The organism is Cobetia sp. L2A1 (assembly GCF_009796845.1).
Classification (GTDB): domain Bacteria; phylum Pseudomonadota; class Gammaproteobacteria; order Pseudomonadales; family Halomonadaceae; genus Cobetia.
Map to the genome: position 1 here is coordinate 19,170 of NZ_CP047025.1, position 22,789 is coordinate 41,958.

General features: G+C 59.1%; 18 protein-coding genes and 1 other RNA gene. 10 read left to right on the forward strand and 9 right to left on the reverse strand.

Annotation, left to right across the window (positions count from 1 at the left end; all coding sequences use genetic code 11):
* Genes GQR90_RS00080 through GQR90_RS00090 form a run of 3 tightly spaced genes read left to right on the forward strand, consistent with a single transcriptional unit; the run spans nt 1 to nt 3,955 of the window.
* Complete coding sequence (locus tag GQR90_RS00080; RefSeq protein WP_158772370.1) at nt 1-1,185, forward strand: glycosyltransferase family 9 protein; 1,185 nt, start codon at nt 1-3, stop codon at nt 1,183-1,185.
* Nucleotides 1,185-2,615, forward strand: a complete 1,431-nt coding sequence (hldE, locus tag GQR90_RS00085) for a bifunctional D-glycero-beta-D-manno-heptose-7-phosphate kinase/D-glycero-beta-D-manno-heptose 1-phosphate adenylyltransferase HldE (RefSeq protein ID WP_158772371.1) — start codon at nt 1,185-1,187, stop codon at nt 2,613-2,615. Before GQR90_RS00080 ends, hldE begins: the two co-directional genes overlap by 1 nt.
* Nucleotides 2,616-2,617: 2 nt before the next feature.
* A complete protein-coding gene (locus tag GQR90_RS00090; protein ID WP_158772372.1) occupies nt 2,618-3,955 on the forward strand; it encodes a 3-deoxy-D-manno-octulosonic acid transferase in 1,338 nt (445 codons plus the stop codon).
* A gap of 152 nt (nt 3,956-4,107) precedes the next feature.
* Here GQR90_RS00090 and GQR90_RS00095 read toward each other — a convergent pair whose 3' ends face one another.
* Nucleotides 4,108-4,899: a DeoR/GlpR family DNA-binding transcription regulator gene (locus tag GQR90_RS00095; protein ID WP_158772373.1), complete on the reverse strand. Its 792-nt coding sequence runs from the start codon at nt 4,897-4,899 to the stop codon at nt 4,108-4,110.
* Nucleotides 4,900-5,224: 325 nt separating this feature from the next.
* Between GQR90_RS00095 and GQR90_RS00100 the strand changes: the two genes are divergently transcribed.
* Both GQR90_RS00100 and GQR90_RS00105 read left to right on the forward strand, forming a co-directional pair.
* Entirely contained in the window at nt 5,225-6,493 is a 1,269-nt protein-coding gene (locus GQR90_RS00100; RefSeq protein WP_158772374.1) for a NupC/NupG family nucleoside CNT transporter, read from the forward strand.
* A 297-nt stretch (nt 6,494-6,790) separates the two neighbouring features.
* A complete protein-coding gene (locus GQR90_RS00105) occupies nt 6,791-7,660 on the forward strand; it encodes an outer membrane protein OmpK (RefSeq protein ID WP_158772375.1) in 870 nt (289 codons plus the stop codon).
* 131 nt (nt 7,661-7,791) lie between these two features.
* On the opposite strand, the gene GQR90_RS00110 is transcribed toward GQR90_RS00105, so the two are convergent.
* Nucleotides 7,792-8,544, reverse strand: coding sequence for a DUF3157 family protein (locus GQR90_RS00110; RefSeq protein ID WP_158772376.1), 753 nt, complete (start codon nt 8,542-8,544; stop codon nt 7,792-7,794).
* A gap of 10 nt (nt 8,545-8,554) precedes the next feature.
* Complete coding sequence (rpiA, locus tag GQR90_RS00115; RefSeq protein WP_158772377.1) at nt 8,555-9,226, reverse strand: ribose-5-phosphate isomerase RpiA; 672 nt, start codon at nt 9,224-9,226, stop codon at nt 8,555-8,557.
* Nucleotides 9,227-9,429: 203 nt separating this feature from the next.
* On the opposite strand from rpiA, the gene ilvA reads away from it, so the two are divergent.
* Nucleotides 9,430-10,968, forward strand: coding sequence for a threonine ammonia-lyase, biosynthetic (gene ilvA / locus GQR90_RS00120; protein ID WP_267902037.1), 1,539 nt, complete (start codon nt 9,430-9,432; stop codon nt 10,966-10,968).
* A gap of 563 nt (nt 10,969-11,531) precedes the next feature.
* Here ilvA and GQR90_RS00125 read toward each other — a convergent pair.
* The 3 genes from GQR90_RS00125 to GQR90_RS00135 form a co-directional block, all read right to left on the reverse strand.
* Complete coding sequence (locus tag GQR90_RS00125; protein ID WP_158772379.1) at nt 11,532-12,245, reverse strand: 5-formyltetrahydrofolate cyclo-ligase; 714 nt, start codon at nt 12,243-12,245, stop codon at nt 11,532-11,534.
* 22 nt (nt 12,246-12,267) lie between these two features.
* A non-coding RNA gene (gene ssrS, locus GQR90_RS00130) (6S RNA) lies at nt 12,268-12,449 on the reverse strand.
* 121 nt (nt 12,450-12,570) lie between these two features.
* A complete protein-coding gene (locus GQR90_RS00135; protein ID WP_158772380.1) occupies nt 12,571-12,888 on the reverse strand; it encodes a cell division protein ZapA in 318 nt (105 codons plus the stop codon).
* A 308-nt stretch (nt 12,889-13,196) separates the two neighbouring features.
* Here GQR90_RS00135 and GQR90_RS00140 point away from each other — a divergent pair, with 308 nt between their 5' ends.
* The 4 genes from GQR90_RS00140 to GQR90_RS00155 all read left to right on the forward strand — a co-directional run bounded on the left by GQR90_RS00140 (nt 13,197) and on the right by GQR90_RS00155 (nt 18,025).
* A complete protein-coding gene (locus GQR90_RS00140; RefSeq protein WP_158772381.1) occupies nt 13,197-13,838 on the forward strand; it encodes a UPF0149 family protein in 642 nt (213 codons plus the stop codon).
* Between the two features lie 114 nt (nt 13,839-13,952).
* On the forward strand, nt 13,953-15,296 hold the full coding sequence (gene pepP / locus GQR90_RS00145) for a Xaa-Pro aminopeptidase (protein WP_158772382.1): 1,344 nt from the start codon (nt 13,953-13,955) through the stop codon (nt 15,294-15,296).
* Nucleotides 15,297-15,300: 4 nt separating this feature from the next.
* Entirely contained in the window at nt 15,301-16,581 is a 1,281-nt protein-coding gene (gene ubiH, locus GQR90_RS00150) for a 2-octaprenyl-6-methoxyphenyl hydroxylase (RefSeq protein ID WP_158772383.1), read from the forward strand.
* 118 nt (nt 16,582-16,699) lie between these two features.
* Nucleotides 16,700-18,025, forward strand: coding sequence for a UbiH/UbiF/VisC/COQ6 family ubiquinone biosynthesis hydroxylase (locus GQR90_RS00155; RefSeq protein ID WP_158772384.1), 1,326 nt, complete (start codon nt 16,700-16,702; stop codon nt 18,023-18,025).
* A 160-nt stretch (nt 18,026-18,185) separates the two neighbouring features.
* On the opposite strand, the gene GQR90_RS00160 is transcribed toward GQR90_RS00155, so the two are convergent.
* The 3 genes from GQR90_RS00160 to gpmI all read right to left on the reverse strand — a co-directional run bounded on the left by GQR90_RS00160 (nt 18,186) and on the right by gpmI (nt 22,580).
* Nucleotides 18,186-19,562, reverse strand: coding sequence for a S41 family peptidase (locus GQR90_RS00160; protein ID WP_158772385.1), 1,377 nt, complete (start codon nt 19,560-19,562; stop codon nt 18,186-18,188).
* A gap of 182 nt (nt 19,563-19,744) precedes the next feature.
* Nucleotides 19,745-21,046 carry a murein hydrolase activator EnvC family protein gene (locus tag GQR90_RS00165; protein WP_158772386.1) on the reverse strand — a complete coding sequence of 434 codons (1,302 nt, stop codon included), beginning with the start codon at nt 21,044-21,046 and terminating at the stop codon, nt 19,745-19,747.
* Nucleotides 21,018-22,580: a 2,3-bisphosphoglycerate-independent phosphoglycerate mutase gene (gpmI, locus tag GQR90_RS00170; RefSeq protein WP_158772387.1), complete on the reverse strand. Its 1,563-nt coding sequence runs from the start codon at nt 22,578-22,580 to the stop codon at nt 21,018-21,020. Before gpmI ends, GQR90_RS00165 begins: the two co-directional genes overlap by 29 nt.
* Nucleotides 22,581-22,789: the final 209 nt, after the last annotated feature.

The following is a 22,789-nucleotide window of genomic DNA, read 5'->3' on the forward strand; positions in this document are numbered from 1 at the left end:
ATGAAGCATCCTCTCCCAGCCCAGCCCGCCCATATCTGCGTGCTCAGGCTCTCCGCACTCGGCGATGTCTGCAATCTTGTGCCAACGGTGCGCGCCTTGCAGCGCCAGTGGCCTGAGGCCCGCATCACCTGGATCGTCGGCAAGGGGGAGCACAGTCTACTGTCCGGCCTTTCCGGGGTCGAGTTCGTGGTCTATGACAAGTCCACAGGGTTTGCCGGTATGCGTGCCATCTGGCGTCAGCTCAAGGACACGCACTTTGATGTGCTGCTGCACATGCAGCAGGCGTTGCGTGCCAGTGCCTTGTCGCTGGGGCTCAAGGCCAAGGTACGTATCGGTTACGACCGTGCGCGCGCCAAGGACTGGCAGTACCTCTTTACCTCACACCAGCTGGCCCCGCGTGAGCGTGCTCATGTGCTGGAGTCGTTCATGGACTTCGCCCGTGCGTTGGGCGTGGAAGACTGTCGCCTTGATTGGCGCCTCAACGTGCCTGATGAGGCCTATGTCGAGGCCGTGCGCGTCACCGGTGAAACGCCTTATCTGGTGATCAGTCCGTGTGCCAATCCGCGCTTGCGCAACTTCCGTAATTGGTCGGCCGAGGGCTATGCCGCGGTGGTGGATCACGCCTGGCAGCAGTACGGCATTCGCAGCGTGATGACGGGCGGCGGTAGCCCGCAAGAGCGTGAAATGGGTGCGCGCATCAAGGCAATGGTGAGCGAGGGGGCCGTCATTGATGCCATCGGCGCTACCTCGCTGAAGGGGCTGCTGGCACTGATTGATCGTGCCGTGGCGGTGATTGCACCAGATTCCGGCCCCGTGCATATGGGCAACGCCTTGAACACGCCGGTGATCGGCCTGTATGCCACGACCAATCCTGAGCGCGCTGCGCCGTACTGCTGGCAGCATCTGGTGGCCAATCGCTATCCCGATGCAGTGGAGACGTACTTGCACAAGCGTATGGATGAGATCAGCTGGGGGCAGCGTGTGCGCCATGAGGACGCCATGAGCTTGATTCGTGCCGAGGATGTCATTGCTCGGCTGACCGAGCTGCTGGCGGACACTGACGGCATCGTGCGTGAGCAAAGCTGCGAACGACTACCGGCTGCCAATGTCTCAATAGACGCTTCGAGCGAGGTTGTTGTTGAGCCTCCCACTACTGATTCCCCCTCTGCACGCGGAGACGCCTGATGAAGCTTGATCTGACTGCGCTGGAACAGGCTCGCCTGCTGGTCGTGGGTGATGTGATGCTGGATCGCTACTGGCACGGCGGCACTTCGCGTATCTCGCCGGAAGCGCCGGTACCGGTGGTACGTGTCAACGAAAGCGAAGACCGCCCCGGCGGTGCTGCCAACGTTGCACTCAACATTGCCTCATTGGGCGCGCATGCCACGCTGGCTGGGGTGGTGGGTCGGGACGACAATGCCGATATCCTGACCCGCGCGTTGGAAAACGCCAATGTCATCACGCGTTTCCAAACCAGCGACAGCGTACCGACGATTACCAAGTTACGTGTGATGAGTCGTAACCAGCAGCTGCTGCGCCTCGATTTCGAGGAGCCGCTGCACGAGGTGGACACCAGCGAGCTGGTCCGCCACGTTGAGGCTGAGCTGGGCGCCAGTGGTGTGATGATTCTTTCCGACTATGGCAAGGGCACGCTGAATCAGGTCGAGGTACTGATTGCCGCCGCGCGAGCTGCTGGCAAGCGCGTGCTCGTCGATCCCAAGGGCAGTGATTTCTCGCGCTATCGCGGTGCCAGCATCATCACGCCCAACCTGACCGAGTTCGAGACCATCGTCGGGCCGTGCCGCAGTGATGAAGAGTTGGCCGAGAAGGGCGAGGCGCTGCGTGCCGAGCTGGAGCTTGAAGCTCTGCTGGTCACGCGTAGCGAGAAGGGCATGACCCTGATTCGTGAAGGTTATGTACCGCTGCATTTGCCGACGCATGCGCGTGAGGTTTACGACGTGACCGGCGCCGGCGATACCGTGATTGGTGTGCTCGGGCTAGCGCTTGCCGCTGGCCACGCCTTCCCGGAGGCCGTGATGCTGGCCAATCTGGCGGCGGGTCTTGTCGTCGCCAAGCCGGGGACCGCAACGCTATCAGTGGCTGAATTATACACCGCGCTGCACGGCGACAAGCTGGCAGAGTTTGGCGCGATTCAGGAGCACACGTTGATTCCGGCCGTGCGTGCTGCACAGGCCCGCGGTGAGCGGGTGGTGATGACCAATGGCTGCTTCGATATTCTGCATGCTGGTCACGTAGCGTATCTGCAGGAAGCAGCCCGCCTTGGGGATCGCTTGATCGTCGCTGTCAATGATGACGCCTCCGTGGCACGCCTCAAGGGTCCGACACGCCCTATCAACCCGATAATGCGTCGCATGCAGGTACTGGCAGGCCTGGGCGCAGTTGCCTGGGTCGTACCCTTTGCAGAAGATACGCCGGCCCGCTTGATCGAGGCCGTACTTCCCGATGTGTTGGTCAAGGGGGGGGACTATCTTCCTGAGGAAATCGCCGGAGGTGAGGCGGTGATCGCCAATGGCGGAGAGGTGCGCGTACTCGGTTTTGAGGATGGTGTATCTACTACCGCGATGATTGCCACTATTCTTGATCGCGAGGATTAGGTGTGAGCCTTGCCCGCGGTCTCTATAGCGCCGCGCTTATCCTGCTGTCGCCGTTGATCTGGCAGCGGGTCTGGCGCGAACATGATGATCATCATCCACGTTGCGAGCGGTTGGGTATCATCCCCGCGACGCCTGCCACGACACCTGAGCTTGAATGTCCGATCTGGCTGCATGCTGCCTCCTTGGGTGAGGTGGTGATGGTCACGAGCCTGGTCGAAACGCTACGGCGTCGATATCCCAAGCGACCGCTGGTGGTGACCACCATGACGGCCACGGGTGCGGCGCAGGCTGCTCGCCTTTTGCACAGCCCTGAAGGCAGTGCCGAACTAGCCCCTGCCCGCCATCATTATCTACCACTGGACTTCCCATGCACTGCGCGGCGCTTTGTGGCGCGGCTACGACCGGCGCTCGCCATCCTGGTGGAAACCGAGCTATGGCCGAATCTGATAGCGGCTTGCGCCAGAGAGGAAGTGCCATTGGGCGTCGTCAATGGACGGTTATCGCCACGGGCTTTCAATCGCTATCGCAAGGTCGCGAGCGTCATGCGCGACTGTCTGGCGAATGTCAGCTGGCTAGGCGCAAAGGCACCGGAGGATCTGGAACGATTCATTGCGCTTGGATTGCCGGCTGCACGTGGTGTTGCAGTGGGCTCACTCAAGTTTGAGGTCGAGATTTCTTCAGTCGTCGTCGCGGCGGGGCAGGCACTGCACGCGCAGTGCGGAGGGCGCATGATCTGGATCGCGGCCTCCACCCATGATGGTGAAGATGCGCAGATACTGACGGCACATGCGGCAGTGCGAGCGCAGCATCCTGATGCATTGTTATTGCTGGTGCCACGGCATCCGCAGCGCTTCGAGGCGGTGACGGCTCAGAGCCAGGCATGGTGTCAGCTGCGGGAAGAAACGTGTCTGCGTCGCAGCGACATGCATGCTGAACGTACGTCAGAGATGGTCGCGCTAAGCGATCCGGCGCTGTCAGTATTGGTCGGTGATACGCTGGGCGAGTTGCTCACATTATACGCCGCCAGTGATGTCGCTTTTATTGGCGGCAGTCTGGTGCCCGTTGGTGGCCACAATATGCTGGAACCTGCTGCGCTTGGGCTACCGCTGTTGAGCGGTCAGTCATTGGCTAACTTCAGTGAGATTGCCGAGGTGATGGCGGGTGAAGGGGCTTTGCAGGTAGTGGCGGACAGTGAGGCGCTTGCCGTTGCCGTGTCAGCGCTGCTCGCGGATGACGTGTACCGTAAGCAGGTCGGAGAAGCGGCTCGTCAGGTAGTCGCGCGCAATCGTGGCGCGCTGTCAGACTCGCTGGCACAGATCGCTATTCTGCTACCAGGCTGAGTCGCTGAGCGCACGCAAACGGTGCGCTAACCGTTTGGTCAAGATAAAAGCGCCGCACAATCGTGCGGCGCTTTTACGTTCCGGTTCACGTCCCGCCCTTGTGATGTCCTACATGCACGGTATTCACCACTTGATTGGCGCTCAAGCGCCAATCAAGTGGTGTGTGCAGGGCACTCAATCAACTCGGCTGCCACACCCCATTCGGGGTCCAGGCCATTCAGGCAATCCTGCGCGGCGGGATGGCGATTGCTGATCACCACATCGAAGTCGCTGAGTGGTGCGATAAAGGCAGGCCGTACCATTTCAAACTTGCGTGCATCGACGATCAGGAAACGCTGCATGGCGCTTTCCAGTGCCGCCTGCTTGGCAGCCACTTCATGAAAGTGGAAGCAGCTGACACCACGGCTGGCATGCACGCCCCCCGCTGAAATAAACGCCTTGTTGATACCGAGACGACGTATCGTCTCCGACATGTCGGTCGCGGTAAAGGACTGGGTGGCGGAATGAAATAGACCGCCGAGCATGACCAATCGAACGCCGGGTAGATGGCCAACCGCATTGGCGACATTCAGCGCACAGGTCACGAGTGTCAGCGTCTGCTGGCGGTTCAGCGCCGCTGCCAAATGGACCAGCGTCGTGCCGCAATCGACATACAGCGTGTCGCCATCTTTGATATGACTCGCCAGTCGCTGGCATAGCGCTTGCTTTATGGGAGCACTGGCATCGATTTCACGATCCAGGCGATAGACGCTACCGGCGGATGCCTCGGCCAGTAGCAGGCGGCCGCCAAGGATCTCCAACAGGCCGTTGCTGTGGGCCACATCACGGCGAATGGTCATCTCCGAGACACCACATGACTGTGCTGCGTCACTCAGTGGTAGAGGGCTACCTTCACGCAGGATGGCCTGCAGACGATCGAGGCGTACAGCGCTGTGATTGTTCATGCGGCAGTGTCCTTTTTTGCCGATAACGATGATGAAGCGTTGGCCGAAGCGTGGCGCTGTCGAGTCACGCATTGAGACATGCAGAGAGGATAAACCACTGACATGCGGGGAGAACCTGTAAACCCAAGACAAGGTTCTCACGAAGACGCTGCATGGCAAGGCACAACGTGTTCAAACGTACGTATTGACTATTTGGTCAGTATGTGACTTTTTGAACATGTTGAGAATGCAGACTAACACTGACATCCGTTGAGATAATGCGTGGCAGATGTCGTACTGCATAGCATTTCCCATAACAACCACAAGAACATTCAGGATCCTTCCAATGAATCCCCTCATGAGTCTGGTCGGGATGGCATCGCTCATCCTCATCGCCGTGGCGTTGTCGTCGAATCGACGTGCCATTCGGCTTCGTACTGTGGGTGGCGCCTTTGCCATTCAGCTGATCATCGGTGCTTTCGTGCTCTACACATCCTTTGGCAAGGATGTCCTGGCGTCGGTCTCCGGTGCTGTCAGTCAGGTAGTCAACTATGCCGATCAGGGCATCAGCTTCCTGTTTGGAAGCTTGGCAAACCCCGGCAGTGGTGTCGGCTTCATCTTCGCGATCAAGGTGCTGCCCATCATCATCTTCTTCTCGTCGCTGATCGCCGTTCTGTATTACCTCGGCATCATGCAGTGGGTGATACGTCTGCTGGGCGGTGGCTTGCAGCGCGTATTGGGCACCTCGCGAACGGAATCACTGTCCGCGACCGCCAATATCTTCGTTGGGCAGACGGAAGCGCCGTTGGTGGTCAAGCCGTATCTGGCCAGCATGACGCGCTCGGAGCTATTCGCCGTGATGTGTGGTGGTCTGGCTTCGGTAGCGGGTTCCGTATTGGGTGGCTACGCAGCACTGGGCATTCCGATGGAATATCTGGTCGCAGCCTCTTTCATGGCCGCACCGGGTGGCCTGCTGTTTGCCAAGCTGCTATTTCCAGAAACAGAAAAGCCGGATGACTCGATTGCAGTAGCAGATGCCTCGCTCCAGGATGATGATGCCCCCTCCAATGTGTTGGATGCTGCGGCCTCTGGCGCCTCTTCCGGCCTGAAATTGGCGGCCAATGTCGGTGCCATGCTGCTGGCCTTCATTGCCTTGATCGGTCTGATCAACGGTATCCTCGGGGGTGTCGGTGGTTGGTTTGGCATGGACAGCTTGAGCCTCGACATGATTCTCGGCTGGTTGTTCTCGCCGCTAGCCTTCCTGCTGGGTGTGCCGTGGAGCGAAGCCACACTGGCCGGCTCCTTCATCGGTCAGAAGCTGGTCGTGAATGAGTTCGTTGCCTACATCAATCTCGCGCCCTATCTCAGCGGTGACACCCTTGTTGCAGCGACTGGGGCAATCATGACGCCCTACACCATGGCTGTGCTGTCCTTCGCGCTATGCGGGTTTGCCAATCTGTCCTCTATCGCCATTCTGCTAGGTGGTCTTGGCAGTCTGGCCCCGACACGGCGCAAGGAGATCGCGAGCCTGGGCCTCAAGGCAGTGTTGGCGGGGACATTATCGAATCTGATGTCAGCGGCGATCGCGGGCTTCTTTCTGGCACTGGCGGCCTGACCGCCAGGCTGCCGTCCATGTCCCCCGAGGATGGACGGCAGCTGGGGAGAAGGGCGTGCTGGTCAACAGAGATGTGAAATCACTCACATTTTCTGTGCTGGCGAGCTGTTGATTCCCCAAACGTCGGTCTGTCGCTTTTGCGAGGAAGTGCTAACATCGCCGCCTTTCCAGATTGGGCCTGGCGAATATTTCCCCCTTCGCATGCTCGGACAGATTGATAGTGACAAGACCCGCTCAGCGGGCAATAACCACAACAATTGTGAACAGTCGAACTCTTAAAGACAGGATCATTTCGCGATGACTATGCTCAAGACCGTTGCAGCCAGCGCTCTGGCTGCCACTACCCTCCTGACCGCTGCCGCGCCAGCGCAGGCCACCGATTTCAACGGCGATATCCACGCCAATGATTACAAGTGGCTGACCTTCAACCTGATGCGCAGCGAAGATAATCGTCTGCCCTACCGCAATAGCGAAGATACCTATCTGGAAATGGAATTCGGTGGCCGCTCGGGCATCGTGGACCTCTACGGCTATGTCGATTTCTTCGACATCTTCGATGATGGATCCGATGACCAGAGTGGCAACGATAATTTCTTCGCCAAGCTGGCCCCACGTTTCTCATTGGACGCCATGACTGGCTATGACCTGTCATTCGGCCCTGTTCAGGAGTTGTATATCGCTACCGTCACCAATATCGGTGATAACGCGAGAGATGAGAATGGTGTGGGAAGTGGCCTATGGGAGCACTATGTCGGTCTGGGCAGCGATGTGCAGGTGCCTTGGTTCGGCAAGATGGGCTTCAATCTGTACGCGCGTTATGTGCGTGAGAACTACGGCGGTGAAGACGAGAAAAAGTGGGACGGCTATATGGCGTCCACCAACTGGTTCAAGCCGTTCGTCAACTTCGAGGATGGCAGCTTCATCGCCTATCAGGGTTATCTGGATTACAAGTTTAAGGCCGACGAGGTGGGCGGCGCAGATGGTCGTAGCGTCAACAGCATGGAGTGGTTCAACGGCATCTATTATCACACCCAGCGAATCGCACTCGGTTATGGCCTGAAGTACTACAACAACATGGCCTTCTTCACCGATGGCTCGACGGCGACCGGCGTTCGTCAGGACACCACTGGTTTCGGCAACTACTTCAGCATCAACTATAAGTTCTGATCGCAGCGTCATGTTCTGATGATGCTATTGAATCAGTATGAAAAACGGGAAGCCCTATCGGGCTTCCCGTTTTCTTTGCGTTTTACGTCCCACGAATGCCTTGCTGACGCGCGGGCGATACCAAGAGACAGCTAGCGGAATTCGACCTCAGTCACCTCGACACGTACCAACTTGTGACTCCATTCTCCTTCGGGGACCGTGACGCGTACCTCGCGACTGTCACGTGTCTGGCTGGGGCGCAGATAGGTCTGCGGCAAGCGATACTCACCGACCCACAGCGGTACCTCGCGCGTCGCCAGCAGGCGCCCATCATCAGCATAGAGGCGCAGCTTGGCCTGCACACCAATGATGCTCTGTCCCGCGGTATTGTCGAGCTCGAATCGCAGCACGGCCTCATCATCTTCCACGTTCACCTCGGCAAGGCGAGCCACCAGACCATCACGATGGCCTTCGCTCAATAACTGAGGGTTGGCCAGTGCACTGTCGTTAAGGCGCGAAGCGGGCTGAGCCTGTCTGGCACTCGATGAAACAGCGATGCTGTCTGACGAGTCGCCGCCACGACGGACTGATGCACTGTCGACAGGAGTACTACCGACAGAGGCGCTACCGACAGGTGCAACGGCCGCAGTGACCGGAATGGCCGCCGAGGTTGGTATCGTGTTGCCGGAGGTGACTTGCGACGCTGCGGTATCGGGCGCATCCAGCTGGTATTCCCAGCTGTGGTCTGGCTTGAGCAGTACCTTGACGCCATTAGCGAGTGTCACGGTGACTGGCGTACTGATGGGCAGATTGCAGTCGGCCATCAGTGCTGGGCTCATTACTGCACTGGCCAGCAGTGCCAGCTTCGCCATGCGCATGCTGCGTTTGAGAAGCGAAGTCATCATGCGAGTCTCCTTAGGCAGTGATGCGCTCGACACCGTTTTCGCGCCCTACGAGCAGCACGTCAGCGCCGCGCGCGGCAAACAGGCCATTGGTGACGACACCGACGATGGCATTGATGCGTGCTTCCATGGCGATCGGATCTTCGATGAGGAAGTTGTAGCAGTCGAGGATACGGTTACCGTTGTCAGTCAGCACACCATCACGGTAGACCGGATCAGCGCCCAGCTTGACCAGTTCACGCGCGACATAAGAGCGCGCCATCGGGATGACCTCGACCGGCAGTGGGAAGCCACCGAGAATATCGACCTGCTTGGAGCCATCGGCGATGCAGACAAAGCGTTCGGCACAGGCGGCAACGATTTTCTCGCGAGTCAGTGCTGCGCCGCCGCCCTTGATCATCGCCAGGCGAGGATCAATCTCGTCAGCCCCATCGACATAGACCGGCACCGTGCCGACATGGTTGAGCTCGAAGACATCAATGCCGTGGCTTTTCAGACGCTGAGCCGTGGCTTCGGAACTGGCGACGGCACCGGCGAAGTCATGGCGCACTTCGGCCAAGGCATCGATGAACAGGTTGGCAGTAGAGCCAGTACCGACGCCAATGATGGTGTCGCGGTTCAGCAGCGGGCGAATCTCGTCAAGGGCAGCGCGGGCCACGGCCTGCTTCAGCTCATCCTGGGTCATGTCATACCTCGGGTTGGTGGAGATGGATCAGTCGGCATCAACGGCGTAGCAGGGCAGCGACGTACCATCACCTTGCATGATGAACACGTAGCGCAACGCCAGAAAACACCACATTATAACGGTAAACGTCACGATGGCGCTGGACGCTCTCGCTAGCGGTCTGATAACAATGGGGGTTAGGTCGTGCCTATGCGGCCCACGCTGTGACACATCAGGATATTTCTATAATGCTCGAACACTACGTCAAGAAGATCCTGTCGGCTCGTGTTTACGAAGCCGCTCATGAAACACCGCTCTCGCCGGCACCTTTGCTATCCCGCCGTTTCGGCAACAATATCTTCATCAAGCGGGAAGATCTGCAGCCCGTCTATTCCTTCAAGATTCGTGGCGCTTACAACAAGATGGCCATGCTGACAGAAGAGCAGAAGGCCTGTGGCGTGATTGCAGCATCGGCGGGCAACCATGCCCAGGGCCTGGCGATGGCGGCCAAGCTGATGGGCGTCAAGGCTGTCATCGTGATGCCGCGCGTCACACCCGAGATCAAGGTGCAGGCGGTGCGTGAACGTGGTGCCCGTGTCATTCTAAAGGGTGATGCTTTCCCTGAGGCGTTGGCGCACGCGCGCACGCTCATTGATGAGCATGGCTATACCTTCATTCCGCCCTTTGACGACCCCGATGTGATCGCCGGCCAGGGGACGGTGGGCATGGAGATTCTGCGTCAGCATCCCGGTCATATCGACGCGATTTTCGTACCGGTCGGTGGCGGCGGTTTGATTGCTGGCATCGCAGCCTATGCGAAGTATCTGCGTCCTGACATTCGCATCATTGGTGTCGAGGCGGAAGATGCCGCCTGCCTGAAAGCCGCGATGGAAGCGGGCGAACGTGTCATTCTGGATCAGGTGGGTGTCTTTGCAGAAGGTGTCGCGGTCGCCCAGATTGGCGAGGCGCCGTTCGAGATCATCCGCCACACCGTGGATGACGTGATTACCGTCAACACTGACGAGATATGTGCGGCGGTCAAGGACATCTTCGAGGATACGCGTGCTGTCTCCGAAACCAGCGGTGCGCTTTCACTGGCCGGCCTCAAGAAGTACGTGCAGCAGACGGGAGTAGAAGGCCAGACGCTGATCTGCATCAACTCCGGTGCCAATACCAACTTTGATCGTCTGCAGCATATTGCCGAGCGCACCGAACTGGGCGAGCAGCGCGAGGCCATTCTCGCAGTGACGCTGCCGGAGCGCCCGGGCGCCTACAAGCAGTTCTGTAAAGTGATCGGCAAGCGGATGGTGACCGAGTTCAACTACCGCTATGCCAACCCTGACGAAGCGCATGTCTTTGTCGGCGTGCAGGTCAAACCGGGTGGCGAAGACCGTGCTGCAGTCGTCGCGAAGCTGCGTGAGTCAGGTTATGCGGTCGAGGATTTGACCGATAACGAATTGGCCAAGTTGCATACTCGCCATCTGGTCGGCGGCCGTACCTCAAGCACCTTGCCGGAAGAGGTCTATCGTTTTGAATTCCCGGAGCGTCCGGGAGCGTTGATGAACTTCCTGACCCACTTGCCGGCAGATTGGAATATTTCGCTATTCCATTATCGTAATCATGGTGCTTCACATGGCCGTGTTCTGATTGGCATGCAGGTGCCAGACGGAGATCGCGAGCGGGTGGAGGAATACTTTACCGAGATTGGGTATCGCTTCTGGAAAGAGAGCGATAATCCCGCTTATCGCTTGTTCCTTGCGTAAGTATTCTGTCCTGAGTGGTAATGACCTGGCCATGATTGGCTAAACCCCACGACAAAAAAGCCCCTGTTCTCTTTTGGGGAGGCAGGGGCTTTTTCATGCGAGTTCGTCAGTAATGGCGCGGAAAATCCTGTTGTAATCAGCGGGAGTGATAAAGAACAGTGTTTTTTCTTCAGCCCTTGCCAGCATTGGCTGTTGCATGCAGAAGGCAGCGTGGAAAAACGTTCATTCAAACGGTCGCTTGGCGATTGTCATGCTGGGATCAGATGCCTATCATCTGGGCACTGTCAGGATGACAGTCATCGACAACCGTCACGCGAAAGCCACTGACGATATAAAAAGAAGTCCGCTCTCATGAAACGTAAGCCCGACCTGGTCATGGCCCTGGTATTTATCTTCGGGATTGGTGTTGTCGCGACTGGCTACGCCCAGACTGTGATGGGTTCCTGAATCCTGCGCTGCCGCCTCTCTGGCGGCAGTGGTGTTTCGGTGATAGTGCTTTAGAACGGTGTTACCTACCCGTGCTTTACTCTCTCGCTTTCTGCCATATCCTTTCTGAATTGAGCTCAACTGGATGGCCGAACTATCTCACGATCACTCACGATCGCGTCCAGTGGCACATCCCATGACTGCACCGGCAAGGTCGGTACCTTCTGACAATGATGCGCCAGCCCGATCAATTGTGGCCGCGGCCCTGGCCGCCGAGTGAAAGCGAAGCTGCGATCATAGAAGCCACCGCCCATCCCGATGCGTGCACCGCCAGCATCGAAGCCGACTAACGGCATCAGCACCACATCCAGCGCCCATGCCGGTAGTCGGCGACGTTTGTGTGCGCCAAAACGCGTATCAGGCTCAGCGATACCGAAGCGATTCCTTACTAATGGTGTGCTGCTGTCATAGCGCACAAACCACAGTGAATTCTCTGCGAAAGGGCGTAATACCGGCAGGTAGACATGTGCGCCACGTCGTATCAGCCACTGACAGAGAAGCGTCGCGTCCATCTCGCCATCGTTAGGCAGGTAAAGGGCAACGGCCCGTGCGCGCATCAGTTCAGGCAGGCGTCTCAGCTGGCGGAAGAGTGCGTGTTCCGCGCTACGACGTTCGCGCAGCGATAGATGGCGGCGTCGTTGGCGTAGTACTCGACGCAACGCGCGACGATCAGCATCGGGATGACTCAGCTCCGCTGGCAAGGGCCAGAGAGTCGTGTCGAATGCAGAAGAGGAAAGAGAGGGCGAGCAGTGGCTCGCAGGTGCAGCGTATACCGCTGGGGGTTTGCGCATGCCTGACAACCTCCGTCAGGCAGGGTTCTCCAAGATGCCGTTGTTACCGGGGGCCCTGAACCTAGCGGTTCAAGGTGGGTAGTCCCGCGCAACACATTAGGCGTTCCGACGCACGGACATGCACACAGCGCTGCACAGTGGACTCCCTGGGAATAGCTTATAAGCTCGAGGGACATCGGCAACTGACGTACACCCCAGAGAACCCCTTCAGTCTACCAAACCCCGCCTGCTGGCCCAAGGACTAATCCTGCCCAGACTATTCTGGCCTTTATGAAAATCAGCTATTTGATTCTGAAGAGTTTTTTCGTTCAGCAACGCGCTGAGCTTAGTCCGCAGGCAGCTGACTAAGGGCGGCATCGAGCTGACGGTCGAGCGCGGAAAGGCGTGTCTCAAAGTCATTTTGCAGCGCACGCTCACTGTCACGACTATTGATCAGCTCGTGAGAGATGTTGAGTGCTGCCATCAACGCGACCTTGTCGGCACTGATGGTATTGCCACGTTGCTGGATGCCCTGCATGGCGAGATCCAGGTAGGCCGCCGCACGGGTCAGGCCATCTTCCTCTCCGGGCTGACAGCTGATGGTATAGCTGCGGCCGAGCAGGCTGATCTCGGTGGTATTGCGGGGCTTGGCGGGTTCGCTCATGTCAGTCCTCTCGGGCCATGTCCGACGTCGTCCGGATTGACGGCGGCGTCCTGCTGACTGCGCGTAACCGTCGCAGCGAGGACGGCAAGCCAGAAGGAGGGCCAGTGCGGTAAGATGGGGGCATTCTCGAGCCACTATAGAGAGCCGCTTCTAGAGGGTCAACGCGCTACGTAGCGCGGCTACTCTCAGGCTTCGTGCTCATTCTACATGCCCAGCGATGCACGTAGTCCCTGTACTCAATATGGACATCCTGGCTCGGCTGGTATTCTGCCCACATTCCTTGCTCACTGACTCAACGGAACCTCGCCATGGCGATCATCAACGACACCTTCGACTTCTCTCTCATTGCGGACCATTTTCTGGTTCACGGCAGCCTGAACAACCCTTCCTTCCTTGATGGCCAGCTAGTCGCCGCATTGGCGCTGGATGACATCAGCGCCGAAGACTGGCTGAACCGTGTGTGTGCTTCGCTTGGCGTCGAACAGCCCGCTACGCGGGAAGCCGGCGAGGCCTTCCTTGTCTGGCGTACCCGCAACCAGGAGCGTCTGGCTGCCAGCGAGATGAGCTTCGAGCCACTGCTGCCAGATGAGATGTTCTCGCTGGCTGAGCGTGCCCAGAGCCTGCGTGAGTGGACACTTGGCTTCCAGGAAGAGCTGTCTGGCGTCGATGGCGAAGCTCGCGAGGGCTGGAGTCGAGCACTCAAGGATGCCTTGGGCGATGTCGAGTCCATCTCGGCAGGGCTGGAAAATGGCATTGATCTCGATGACGACAACGCGGAAGACGAGGCGGATCTTTTCGCGCTGGCTGATCATGTACGCATGGCCGCATTGCTGCTCTATACCGAGCAGCACCCGGGCAAGCCTGATGTCGAAAAGCCGAGTGATGACCAACTGCCGGAAGGGGGACTTGAAGGTAGCCTCGGCATGAGTTCCCGGCAGGACACGCACTAAGCCTCTGTTGTGTCAGCGGTCTGGCTTTACGGGACCGCTGACCCCATCTATTGATATCTTGCCATTATGTGACTCGACTGGGCCACGCCCGGCGGGTTCTCGACGGAGATTGCCATGACTGCCCCTGCCATCCTGACCGCCCCTGCCGCGCTGACGGCGGAGGACTTTCACGCCCGCCGTCAGCGCCTGATAGCACAGCTCCCGCAAGGTGCGGCCGCGATGGTGTTATCGTCTGGTCTTGCTCAGCGCAACCGCGACAGCGAATTCGCTTTTCGCCAGAACAGTGACTTTCACTATCTGAGCGGCTGGCCTGAACCTGAAGCAGTGCTACTGCTGCTGCCTGGCCGTGCTGAGGGTGAAAGTGTGTTGTTCTGTCAGGAAAAAGATCCGCTGGCAGAGGCCTGGACGGGCATTCGTATCGGTGCAGAGGGCGCAGTCGCTGATGCTGGCTTCGATCAAGCCTTCACCAATGATGCGCGTGATGAAGTGCTGGCAGGGCTATTGGACGGTCGTGAGCGTCTTTACGTGCTCTTTGAAGATGATGAAGCGCTAGTACTGGCGCAGTCGCTGCGCGAAGAGCTGGCCGCCGGCGTGCGTCGCGGGGCGCGTCCGCCGCGTGCGTTTGAGGATCTCGCACCGTTGCTGCATGAGCAGCGCTTGATCAAGGACGCGCGTGAAATCGCCCTGATGCGTCATGCCGCCGAGATCTCGGCACGTGCTCATGTACGGGCCATGCAGAGTAGCCGTGCGGGTCTTCACGAATACCATCTGCAAGCCGACATCGAGCATGAATTCCAGTGGCAGGGCGCTCCCGCGCCGGCCTATACCAGCATTGTCGGTGGAGGGGTGAATGCGTGCGTACTGCATTACATCGAGAACCGCGCACCACTGATGGACGGTGAGCTGGTGCTGATTGATGCGGGTGCCGAGTTCGCGCTATATGCCGGCGATATCACGCGTACCTTCCCGGTAAATGGTCGTTTCAGTGAACCGCAGCGTCTCCTCTACGAAGTCGTGCTTCACGCACAAGAGCGGGCCGTCGCCGCGGTAGTCCCGGGCGCGACACTAGTGGGTATCCATCAACAGGTAGTCCATGACCTGACGATGGGGTTGATCGAGCTGGGACTACTGGCGGGTGATGTCGAGGGACTGATCAGTGATGAGGCCTATCGCCGCTTTTACCTGCATTCCACCTCCCATTGGCTGGGGCTGGATGTGCATGATGTGGGCAGCTACCGCGAGAATGGCGAGCCGCGTCCGCTGATCCCGGGCATGGTGTTGACGATTGAGCCGGGCCTTTATATTCCCGACGAGGCAGATATTCCCCTCGAGTATCGCGGAATTGGCATTCGTATCGAGGACGATGTGGTGGTGACGGCCGAGGGTCACGAGGTGCTGAGTCATGGTGTACCCAAATCCGTTGCGGCCATTGAGGCCTTGATGCGCGAAGGAGCCTGATGCAATGAGCGAGCGCGAGGCAGGTCATCCGGCTGATATCGCTGTCGGTGCTGGGCAGCAGGCAGAACACTTCGACATCGTGATCATTGGCGGAGGCCTGGTCGGCGCGAGCCTGGCCTGTGCATTGGCCCCCCTCATGGAGTGTCATTCTAAGGGGGGCTCAGATCGCGCACCGCTGCGCGTAGCGGTGGTGGAGGCAAATGAGCTGCCGTCTGCCGCAGACATGACACGATTTCAGCCCAGCTTTGATGCGCGAGCCAGCGCGATTGCTGCTGGCTCGCGACAGCGCTTCACCGCCTTTGGGCTGTGGGAAAGCATGCAGGAACATGCCACGCCTATTCGCACCATCCATGTCAGTGAGCGCGGGCATCTTGGAGCGACTCGCATGCGCGCTGAAGAGCTTGGCATGCCGGCGCTGGGTCATGTCATCCCGAATGCCTGGATGGGTCAGGTGCTGCATCGTCGTTTAGCTGAATTGCCATTGGTCTGGTACTGCCCCGCGCGGGTTTCGGAGATAGCCGTTACTGCCAACGGGCATCAGTTGACGCTCGACGATGGCCGTTTGCTTGATGCTGGATTGACGGTGCTCGCCGATGGTGGCCGCTCAGGCCTCAAGGAGCGCCTTGGCATCCATAGCGAAGCGCAGCCCTATGGACAGCATGCACTGATCACCACGGTAGAGATGAGTCAGCCGCATCAGGGTGTGGCGTATGAGCGTTTTACCAGCGATGGTCCCATGGCGTTGCTGCCATTGGCGGGGCGACGCATGGAGCTGGTCTGGACGCGTTCTCCTGAGAATACCGACACCTTGATGTCGCTACCGGACAGCGATTTTCTGCATGCGTTGCAACGTGCCTTCGGTGAGCGTGCTGGGCGTTTTCGCTGTGTCGGTCAGCGCCATGCGTATCCGCTGTCACTGGTACGCGCCAGTGAAGGCACTCGTCCAGGCTTGGCGGTACTCGGCAATGCTGCGCATTCGCTCCACCCGGTGGCGGGGCAGGGCTTCAATCTGGCTCTACGCGGTGTGACGGATCTGGTCGCCGCGATCGAGGCCGGCCAGGCGCGCGGTGAAGTCGCCGGGGCCAGTAGTGTGCTGGGCGACTTCGAGACACGACGCAGTGACGACCGCGATAACGTGGTGCTGTTCAGTGATGGCTTGATCCGCCTGTTTGGCGTTGATAGTCACTGGCTGGGGCATGCACGCGCAGCGGGTCTCATCGGGCTTAATCTAATCTCACCTCTCAAGCGATTGTTGGCCAGGCGCTCGATGGGTGTTGAGCGTTAAGACGACGATATTGCCATGCCATTAAAGCGGAGTAGCGATAGTGAGTGATCACTGTCAATGCTGTTGATGGCGAACGTCACGTCAGCGCGGAACGCGGTTATTCCACGAGGAAACAAGCATGAAGGACAATCGGATAGCGGGTCCAGCGCGAGATGCAGATGTCGCCATTGTCGGTGCCGGTATCGTCGGTGCCACGTTAGCATTGCTGCTGGGGCAGGCGGGTCTGCGTGTCATGCTGATCGAAGGTCGTGAATCTCCCGCCAGCTGGCAAGCTGACTCGGCACCTGAACCGCGGGTCAGTGCGCTGACACCGGTCTCGCAGCAGCTTTTGACAGGGCTCGGTGTTTGGCCGACCGTGGCCGCTAGTCGGTTGATGCCTTACACCGGCATGCAGGTCTGGGATGCTGAAGGGAATGGCGAGATTCGTTTCAGTGCCGACGAAAGCGGTGTGCCGCTACTGGGGCATATCGCTGAGAATCGCGTCACTTTGGCTGCGCTGGAGCAAGCGATTGAGGGTTGCCCCACCATTACGCGTCGCTACGGCGTCCGAGTCAGTGGTTTGGAATTACCGCGCTCGGGAGCAATGTCGAGAGTGAATGCTTACCAACTTGAGGGGGCTGAAGCTGTCAGTCTGACGCTGAGCGATGGTGAATGCGTCAGTGCCGCGCTAGTGGTGGCGGCAGATGGTGCGCGCTCAGGGCTGCGTGAGCTTGCGGGTATCGCCACGCGAGAACACGATACTGGTCAGGTCGCGCTTGTGACGACAGTGCGCACTGCGCTACCGCACCAGGCGGTCGCGCGTCAGCGCTTCTTGCCGATGGGTCCGTTGGCTTTCCTGCCATTGGCCGTGAATGAAGAATTGGCGCAGCCTGCAGGCCAGGCATCTGCCGCGCAGCGCTATTGCTCCATCGTATGGTCAACCACTCCAGAGGAGGCTGGCCGCCTACAAGCGCTACCTGATCAAGGCTTCTGTGCCGAGCTACGGGCGGCGGTTGAGAATCAGCTGGGCGAGGTGGAGTGGGCGGCTGAGCGTTTCAGCTTTCCGCTCCATCAGCGTCATGCTGAAGACTATGTGCTGCCGGGGTTGGCGCTGGTTGGAGACGCCGCACATGCCATTCATCCGTTGGCCGGCCAGGGTGTCAATCTTGGGCTCATGGATGCTGCGGTGCTGGCGGAGGAGCTGGTGGCCGGCCATCGGCGCGGTGTGGCATTGGGAGATGAGCGCTGGCTCAAGCGCTATAGCCGCCGTCGGCGTAGTGACAATGCGCTGATGCTGAAGTTGATGGATGGTTTTCGGTTACTGTTTGGCAGTCGTCAACCGGGCGTGCGTTTGATCCGTAATCTGGGGCTGGGGTGGGTCGATGGCCGCGCCGAGCTGAAGCGGATATTGATGCGTCAGGCGATGGGAGAGCGTGGCGAACTTCCTGACAGCTGCAAGTCTTGAGGGTTGTGAGTGCTCACTTACCATTCATGTGCGTGCCGTGTGCGGGCAGTGTGATGACATTTTTCTTCTGTAACGAAACGGCCCCGACAATTGTCGGGGCCGTTTCGTTATGGCTGCTCAGCATGGCAAGCTATGCTGGAGACAGCTGAAACTCATGCACTTACTGATTGGGTACCACTGCCTTGAGCGCTGCACTTCGGCCCAGCACGTTCATGCCCTTGAGCAGATTGAGTGCTTCGCCTAGCTGATAGTCGCTTTCGGCGACTACTGGGCTATCGGGTGCTTTGCTCTGCGCAGCTTGTTTTACGGCATTGGCATTATCGAGACGACCGTCGAGATCAGCTTCTCGCACGCTGAAATCACGGCGCGTATCGCGCTCCAGTCGTCCGCGCACGACCTCGACATCCGGTCGGATACCTTCGGCCTGAATGGAGCGGCCGCTGGGCGTGAAGTAAAGCGCAGTGGTCAGCTTGAGACCATCACCGTTGCCCAGCGGCATGACGGTCTGGACCGAGCCCTTGCCGAAGCTATCGGTGCCCATGATGATGCCGCGATGCTGGTCTTGCAGAGCGCCGGAGACAATCTCTGCCGCCGAGGCAGTACCGCCATTGATCAGTACGACCAGCGGTATATTGCCTGCCGGTGTATCGGTCTTGGCAGAGAAAGATAGCTCGCTGTCAGGCAGGCGGCCTTGGGTATAGACGATACGGCCGCTGGACAGGAACAGGTCACTGATTTCCACCGCTGCTGACAACAAGCCTCCCGGGTTGTTGCGTAAATCCAGCACCAGCCCCTTGAGCGGAACTGCATCGTTATCCTTGCGTAGCTGTGCCAGTGCACTGCGGGCTTCATCGCCCGTGGCGCTCTGGAACTGACTGATGCGTAGGTAGCCATAACCGGGGTCCAGCAGGCGCTGGTTAACACTGCTGCTTTTGATGATGGCGCGCTCCAGTACCACCTCATGTGGCATGTCGGCCCCTTCGGAAAGAATCAGCAGGCGAATGCGTGAGCCGATATCGCCGCGCATCAGTTTCACGGCCTCGGTCATCGACAGGCCGTCCAGTGGTGTATTGTCGATCTTGAGAATGACATCACGTGGCAATATGCCGGCCCGTGAGGCGGGAGTGTCGTCAATCGGTGCGATGATCGTCAGCTGACCGTCATCCTCCATCCCGACTTCGATTCCGATACCACCGAATTCACCGTCAGTATTCTCGCGTAAATCCTGCCAGTCCTGCTGGTCCAGATAGGCGGAATGCGGATCCAGCCCCTCCAGCATGCCGCGCATGGCATTTTTCAATAGCGTACGGTCGTCGACCTCATCGACGTAAGTGCGCTTGATGCGCTCGAACACTTCGGCAAAGGTGCGTAGCTCATCCAGTGGCAGGCCTTCGGCTTGAGTCGGGGCTATCTCACGTGGCGCCTCTTCTGCCATGGCCGGCAGTCCGCCGCCCAGCAGGGCAAGGCTCAGAGGCACGCCGGCCGCCAGTTGACGCAGGCGACGCGGGGCAGGGCGGAGTAGCGACGATGCAGACATGCGATTTCCTTCTCGACGGATACTGGAGCGCGTTGGCGGGCCTGGAGTGATGACAGACTGGGAGGCGCGCCAGAAGGTGAGATAGAGCAAGGTGCCCGTAGTGATAGGCTAACTGCGAGCATAGCGTGCCTGTGTGCTTGGCGACTAGCGTAACAATGGGCTCATCAGCCCCGTTCATCATGTCAACGACTGGAGAGCCAGCGCTGAGGATTGACGGGCTGCCCGGCACGACGCACTTCAAAATAGAGTGCCGAGCCATCGCGGCCACCACTACTGCCGACACTACCCAGTTGCTGGCCACGCGACAGGCTATCTCCCGGGCCCACGCTGAAGCTGGCCAAGTGTGCGTAGAGGGTCAGCACGTTGTCGCCGTGATCGATGATCAGCAGATTGCCGTAGCCACGCATCCAGTCGGCAAATACCACGCGACCGGCATGTGGCGCCGTCACTGCTGTCCCCTGGGTGGCCTGAATCAGCACCCCGTCACGATTGACGCCTTCACCGCCACCGTAAGCCGAGATGACTTTCCCCGGTGCTGGCCACTCCATCTTGCCCATGGCGCGCGTAATACGCGTCTTGGGCGGCGGCGCACTCCTGATCGTCTTCAGGCGCTTCTCGAGCGTCTGGATCATCTGATTGGCATGCGCGCGATCTTGATCCAGTTCCGCAATTCTGGCTTCGTGACTGGCGTAACGCGCGTCCAGTGTCCGCAATAGCGCTGCGCGCTCGTTCTGCTGGGCAATCAGGGTCTTTGCCTGGCGCTCAAGCCCTTGCTGTACATCCGTGAGACGTGTCTGACGGGCAATAAGTTCGCTGCGCGTCTTCGCGAGCGAGTCATTTAGCTGTGCCAGTCGTTCCAGCGCTTGACGACGTGAAGCGCTCAAGTGATTCAGATAGACCTGCAAACGCTCGAGGCGTGCCGGATCGTCCTGATTGAGCAGCAGCTTCAACTCTGGCTGACGCCCAAGGCGATAAAGTGCTGCCATCTCTTCCGCGACGGCCGCCTTCTGAGCCGTTTGCTGCCGACTCAGGGTTTCGCGCTGCTGGGTGAGCGAGACCAGTTGCTGCTTGATATCGTCGCGCTCGTCTTCGAGCTTGCCGGTCTGCTGGCGAGTGTCATTGAGTTGACGCTCGATTTTCTCCAAACCATTGCGCGTGTCGCTGCGTCGCGCTGCAGTGGCTTTCAGCTCGCCCTGCATGGCTGTTATTTCGCCTTTGAGGCGTTTCAAGTCTGCCTGAGAGGTCTGCTTTTGCTGAGTCAGTGTAGTGCTATCATCAGCGGCCAGTGCGTTGGCCACGGGTAGCGGTGCCAGCACAAGCAGACAGGCAGACAACACAACGCCGGAGACGTGGCTCCGGCGTTTGAATATTCGGGAGCGACTGCCCTGCTCGGACGTATGGCGCGAGCAGGGCAAGGCGCGTGACGCGCTGTTTGGCGCGCCATGCAAGGCGCTATCAGGCACTGGCATAATCGACCAGTACATTGCCGTCCATGTCTTCAGGGACAGATTGCCCCATCATGGTGAGCAGCGTCGGGGCGAGGTCACACAGGCGCCCTTCGGCAGCCAGACTGGCATCGCGTTGGGTGATGTAGATCAGCGGCACTTCAAAGGTCGTGTGCGCCGTCTGCGGGTTGCCCGTTTCCGGATGCACCATCTGTTCAGCATTACCGTGATCAGCAGTGATCAGGCATTCGCCTCCCACCTTCTCCAGCGCTTCCACGACACGGCCTACGCAGATATCCAGGAACTCGACAGCCTTGACGGCGGCATCGAATTTACCGGTGTGACCGACCATATCGCCGTTGGCGTAGTTGCAGACGATCAGGTCAAAGGTGCCAGACTCGATGGCCTCCACCAGCTTGTCGGTGACCTCTTCGGCGCTCATTTCCGGTTTCTCGTCGTAGGTTTTCACCTCTTGAGGAGAGGGTACGAGAATGCGCGTTTCACCCGGGAACTCATCTTCACGGCCACCCGAGAAGAAGAAGGTGACGTGAGCGTACTTCTCGGTTTCGGCGATACGCAGCTGCGTCAGACCGCGGTCCGAGACTACCTCACCGAGGGTGTTGTGGAGATCAGACGGCGGGAAAGCTGAGGGTGCTGGAATGTCGGCAGCGTAACGCGTCAGCATCACCAGGCCTTCATGAGCCAGCTTGGACGGCGTGCGCTCGAAGCCTGCAAACTCTGGTTCGACGAAGGCACGTGTCAGCTCACGGGCACGGTCAGCACGGAAATTCATGAAGATGGCGGCATCGCCATCCTGCATGGCGACGGAATCCCCGATACGCGTGGCGGTGACGAATTCATCGGTCTCGTCGCGCTCGTAGGCAGCAGCCAGGCCTTCGACACCAGTGGTAGCCTCATGCTGACCCTGGCCTTCGGCGATCAGGCGATAGGCCTGTTCGACGCGGTCCCAGCGGTTGTCGCGATCCAGCGCGAAGTAGCGTCCGATCAGTGTCGCGACGCGACCGTCTTCCAGGCCCAGGCCAGCGAGGTGCTCGTCAGCGCGAGCGATGGAGGCTTCGGCACTCTTGGGGGCGGTATCACGGCCATCGGTGATGGCATGAATGTAGATGCGACGCGCGCCACGCTCGGCGGCCATGTCGGCCATGGCGAGGATGTGGTCTTCGTGGGCGTGCACGCCACCTGGCGACAGCAGGCCGATCAGGTGCACGGCATGGCCGGCTTCGATGGCGGCATCGATGGGCGCAGTCAGTACGGCATTGTCCTTCAGCGCATTCTCGCGGACTGCCTTGGTGATGCGCGTGAAGTCCTGATACACGATGCGGCCGGCACCGAGATTCATGTGACCCACTTCTGAATTTCCCATCTGGCCATCCGGCAGGCCGACGAAGCTACCGTCGGTGTGGATCAGCTCGCTGGGATAGTCGCGACGCAGGCGGTCCATCACCGGCGTATTGGCGGCAAGAATGGCGTTGTCCTTCACTTCCTCGCTGTGGCCATAGCCATCCAGGATGATAAGGGCGACGGGACGGGGACCTTGTGCTTGAGCTGCCATGACTTCCTCGCTGTAATGACGAATGAATCTTGGGGGAGCAGGGGCCAGAATGACATTGCCGACGATAGATCACGGAGGTGTCATGTCGTACGGCCATTCTTTAGCCATGATTCATCGATTGGCCAACCATCTCGCGATCAATCGTCTACTGATGAGTCATGTGGTGATAAAACTACCTGCTCGTACTGCCCCCTATTAGAGAGGTGGGG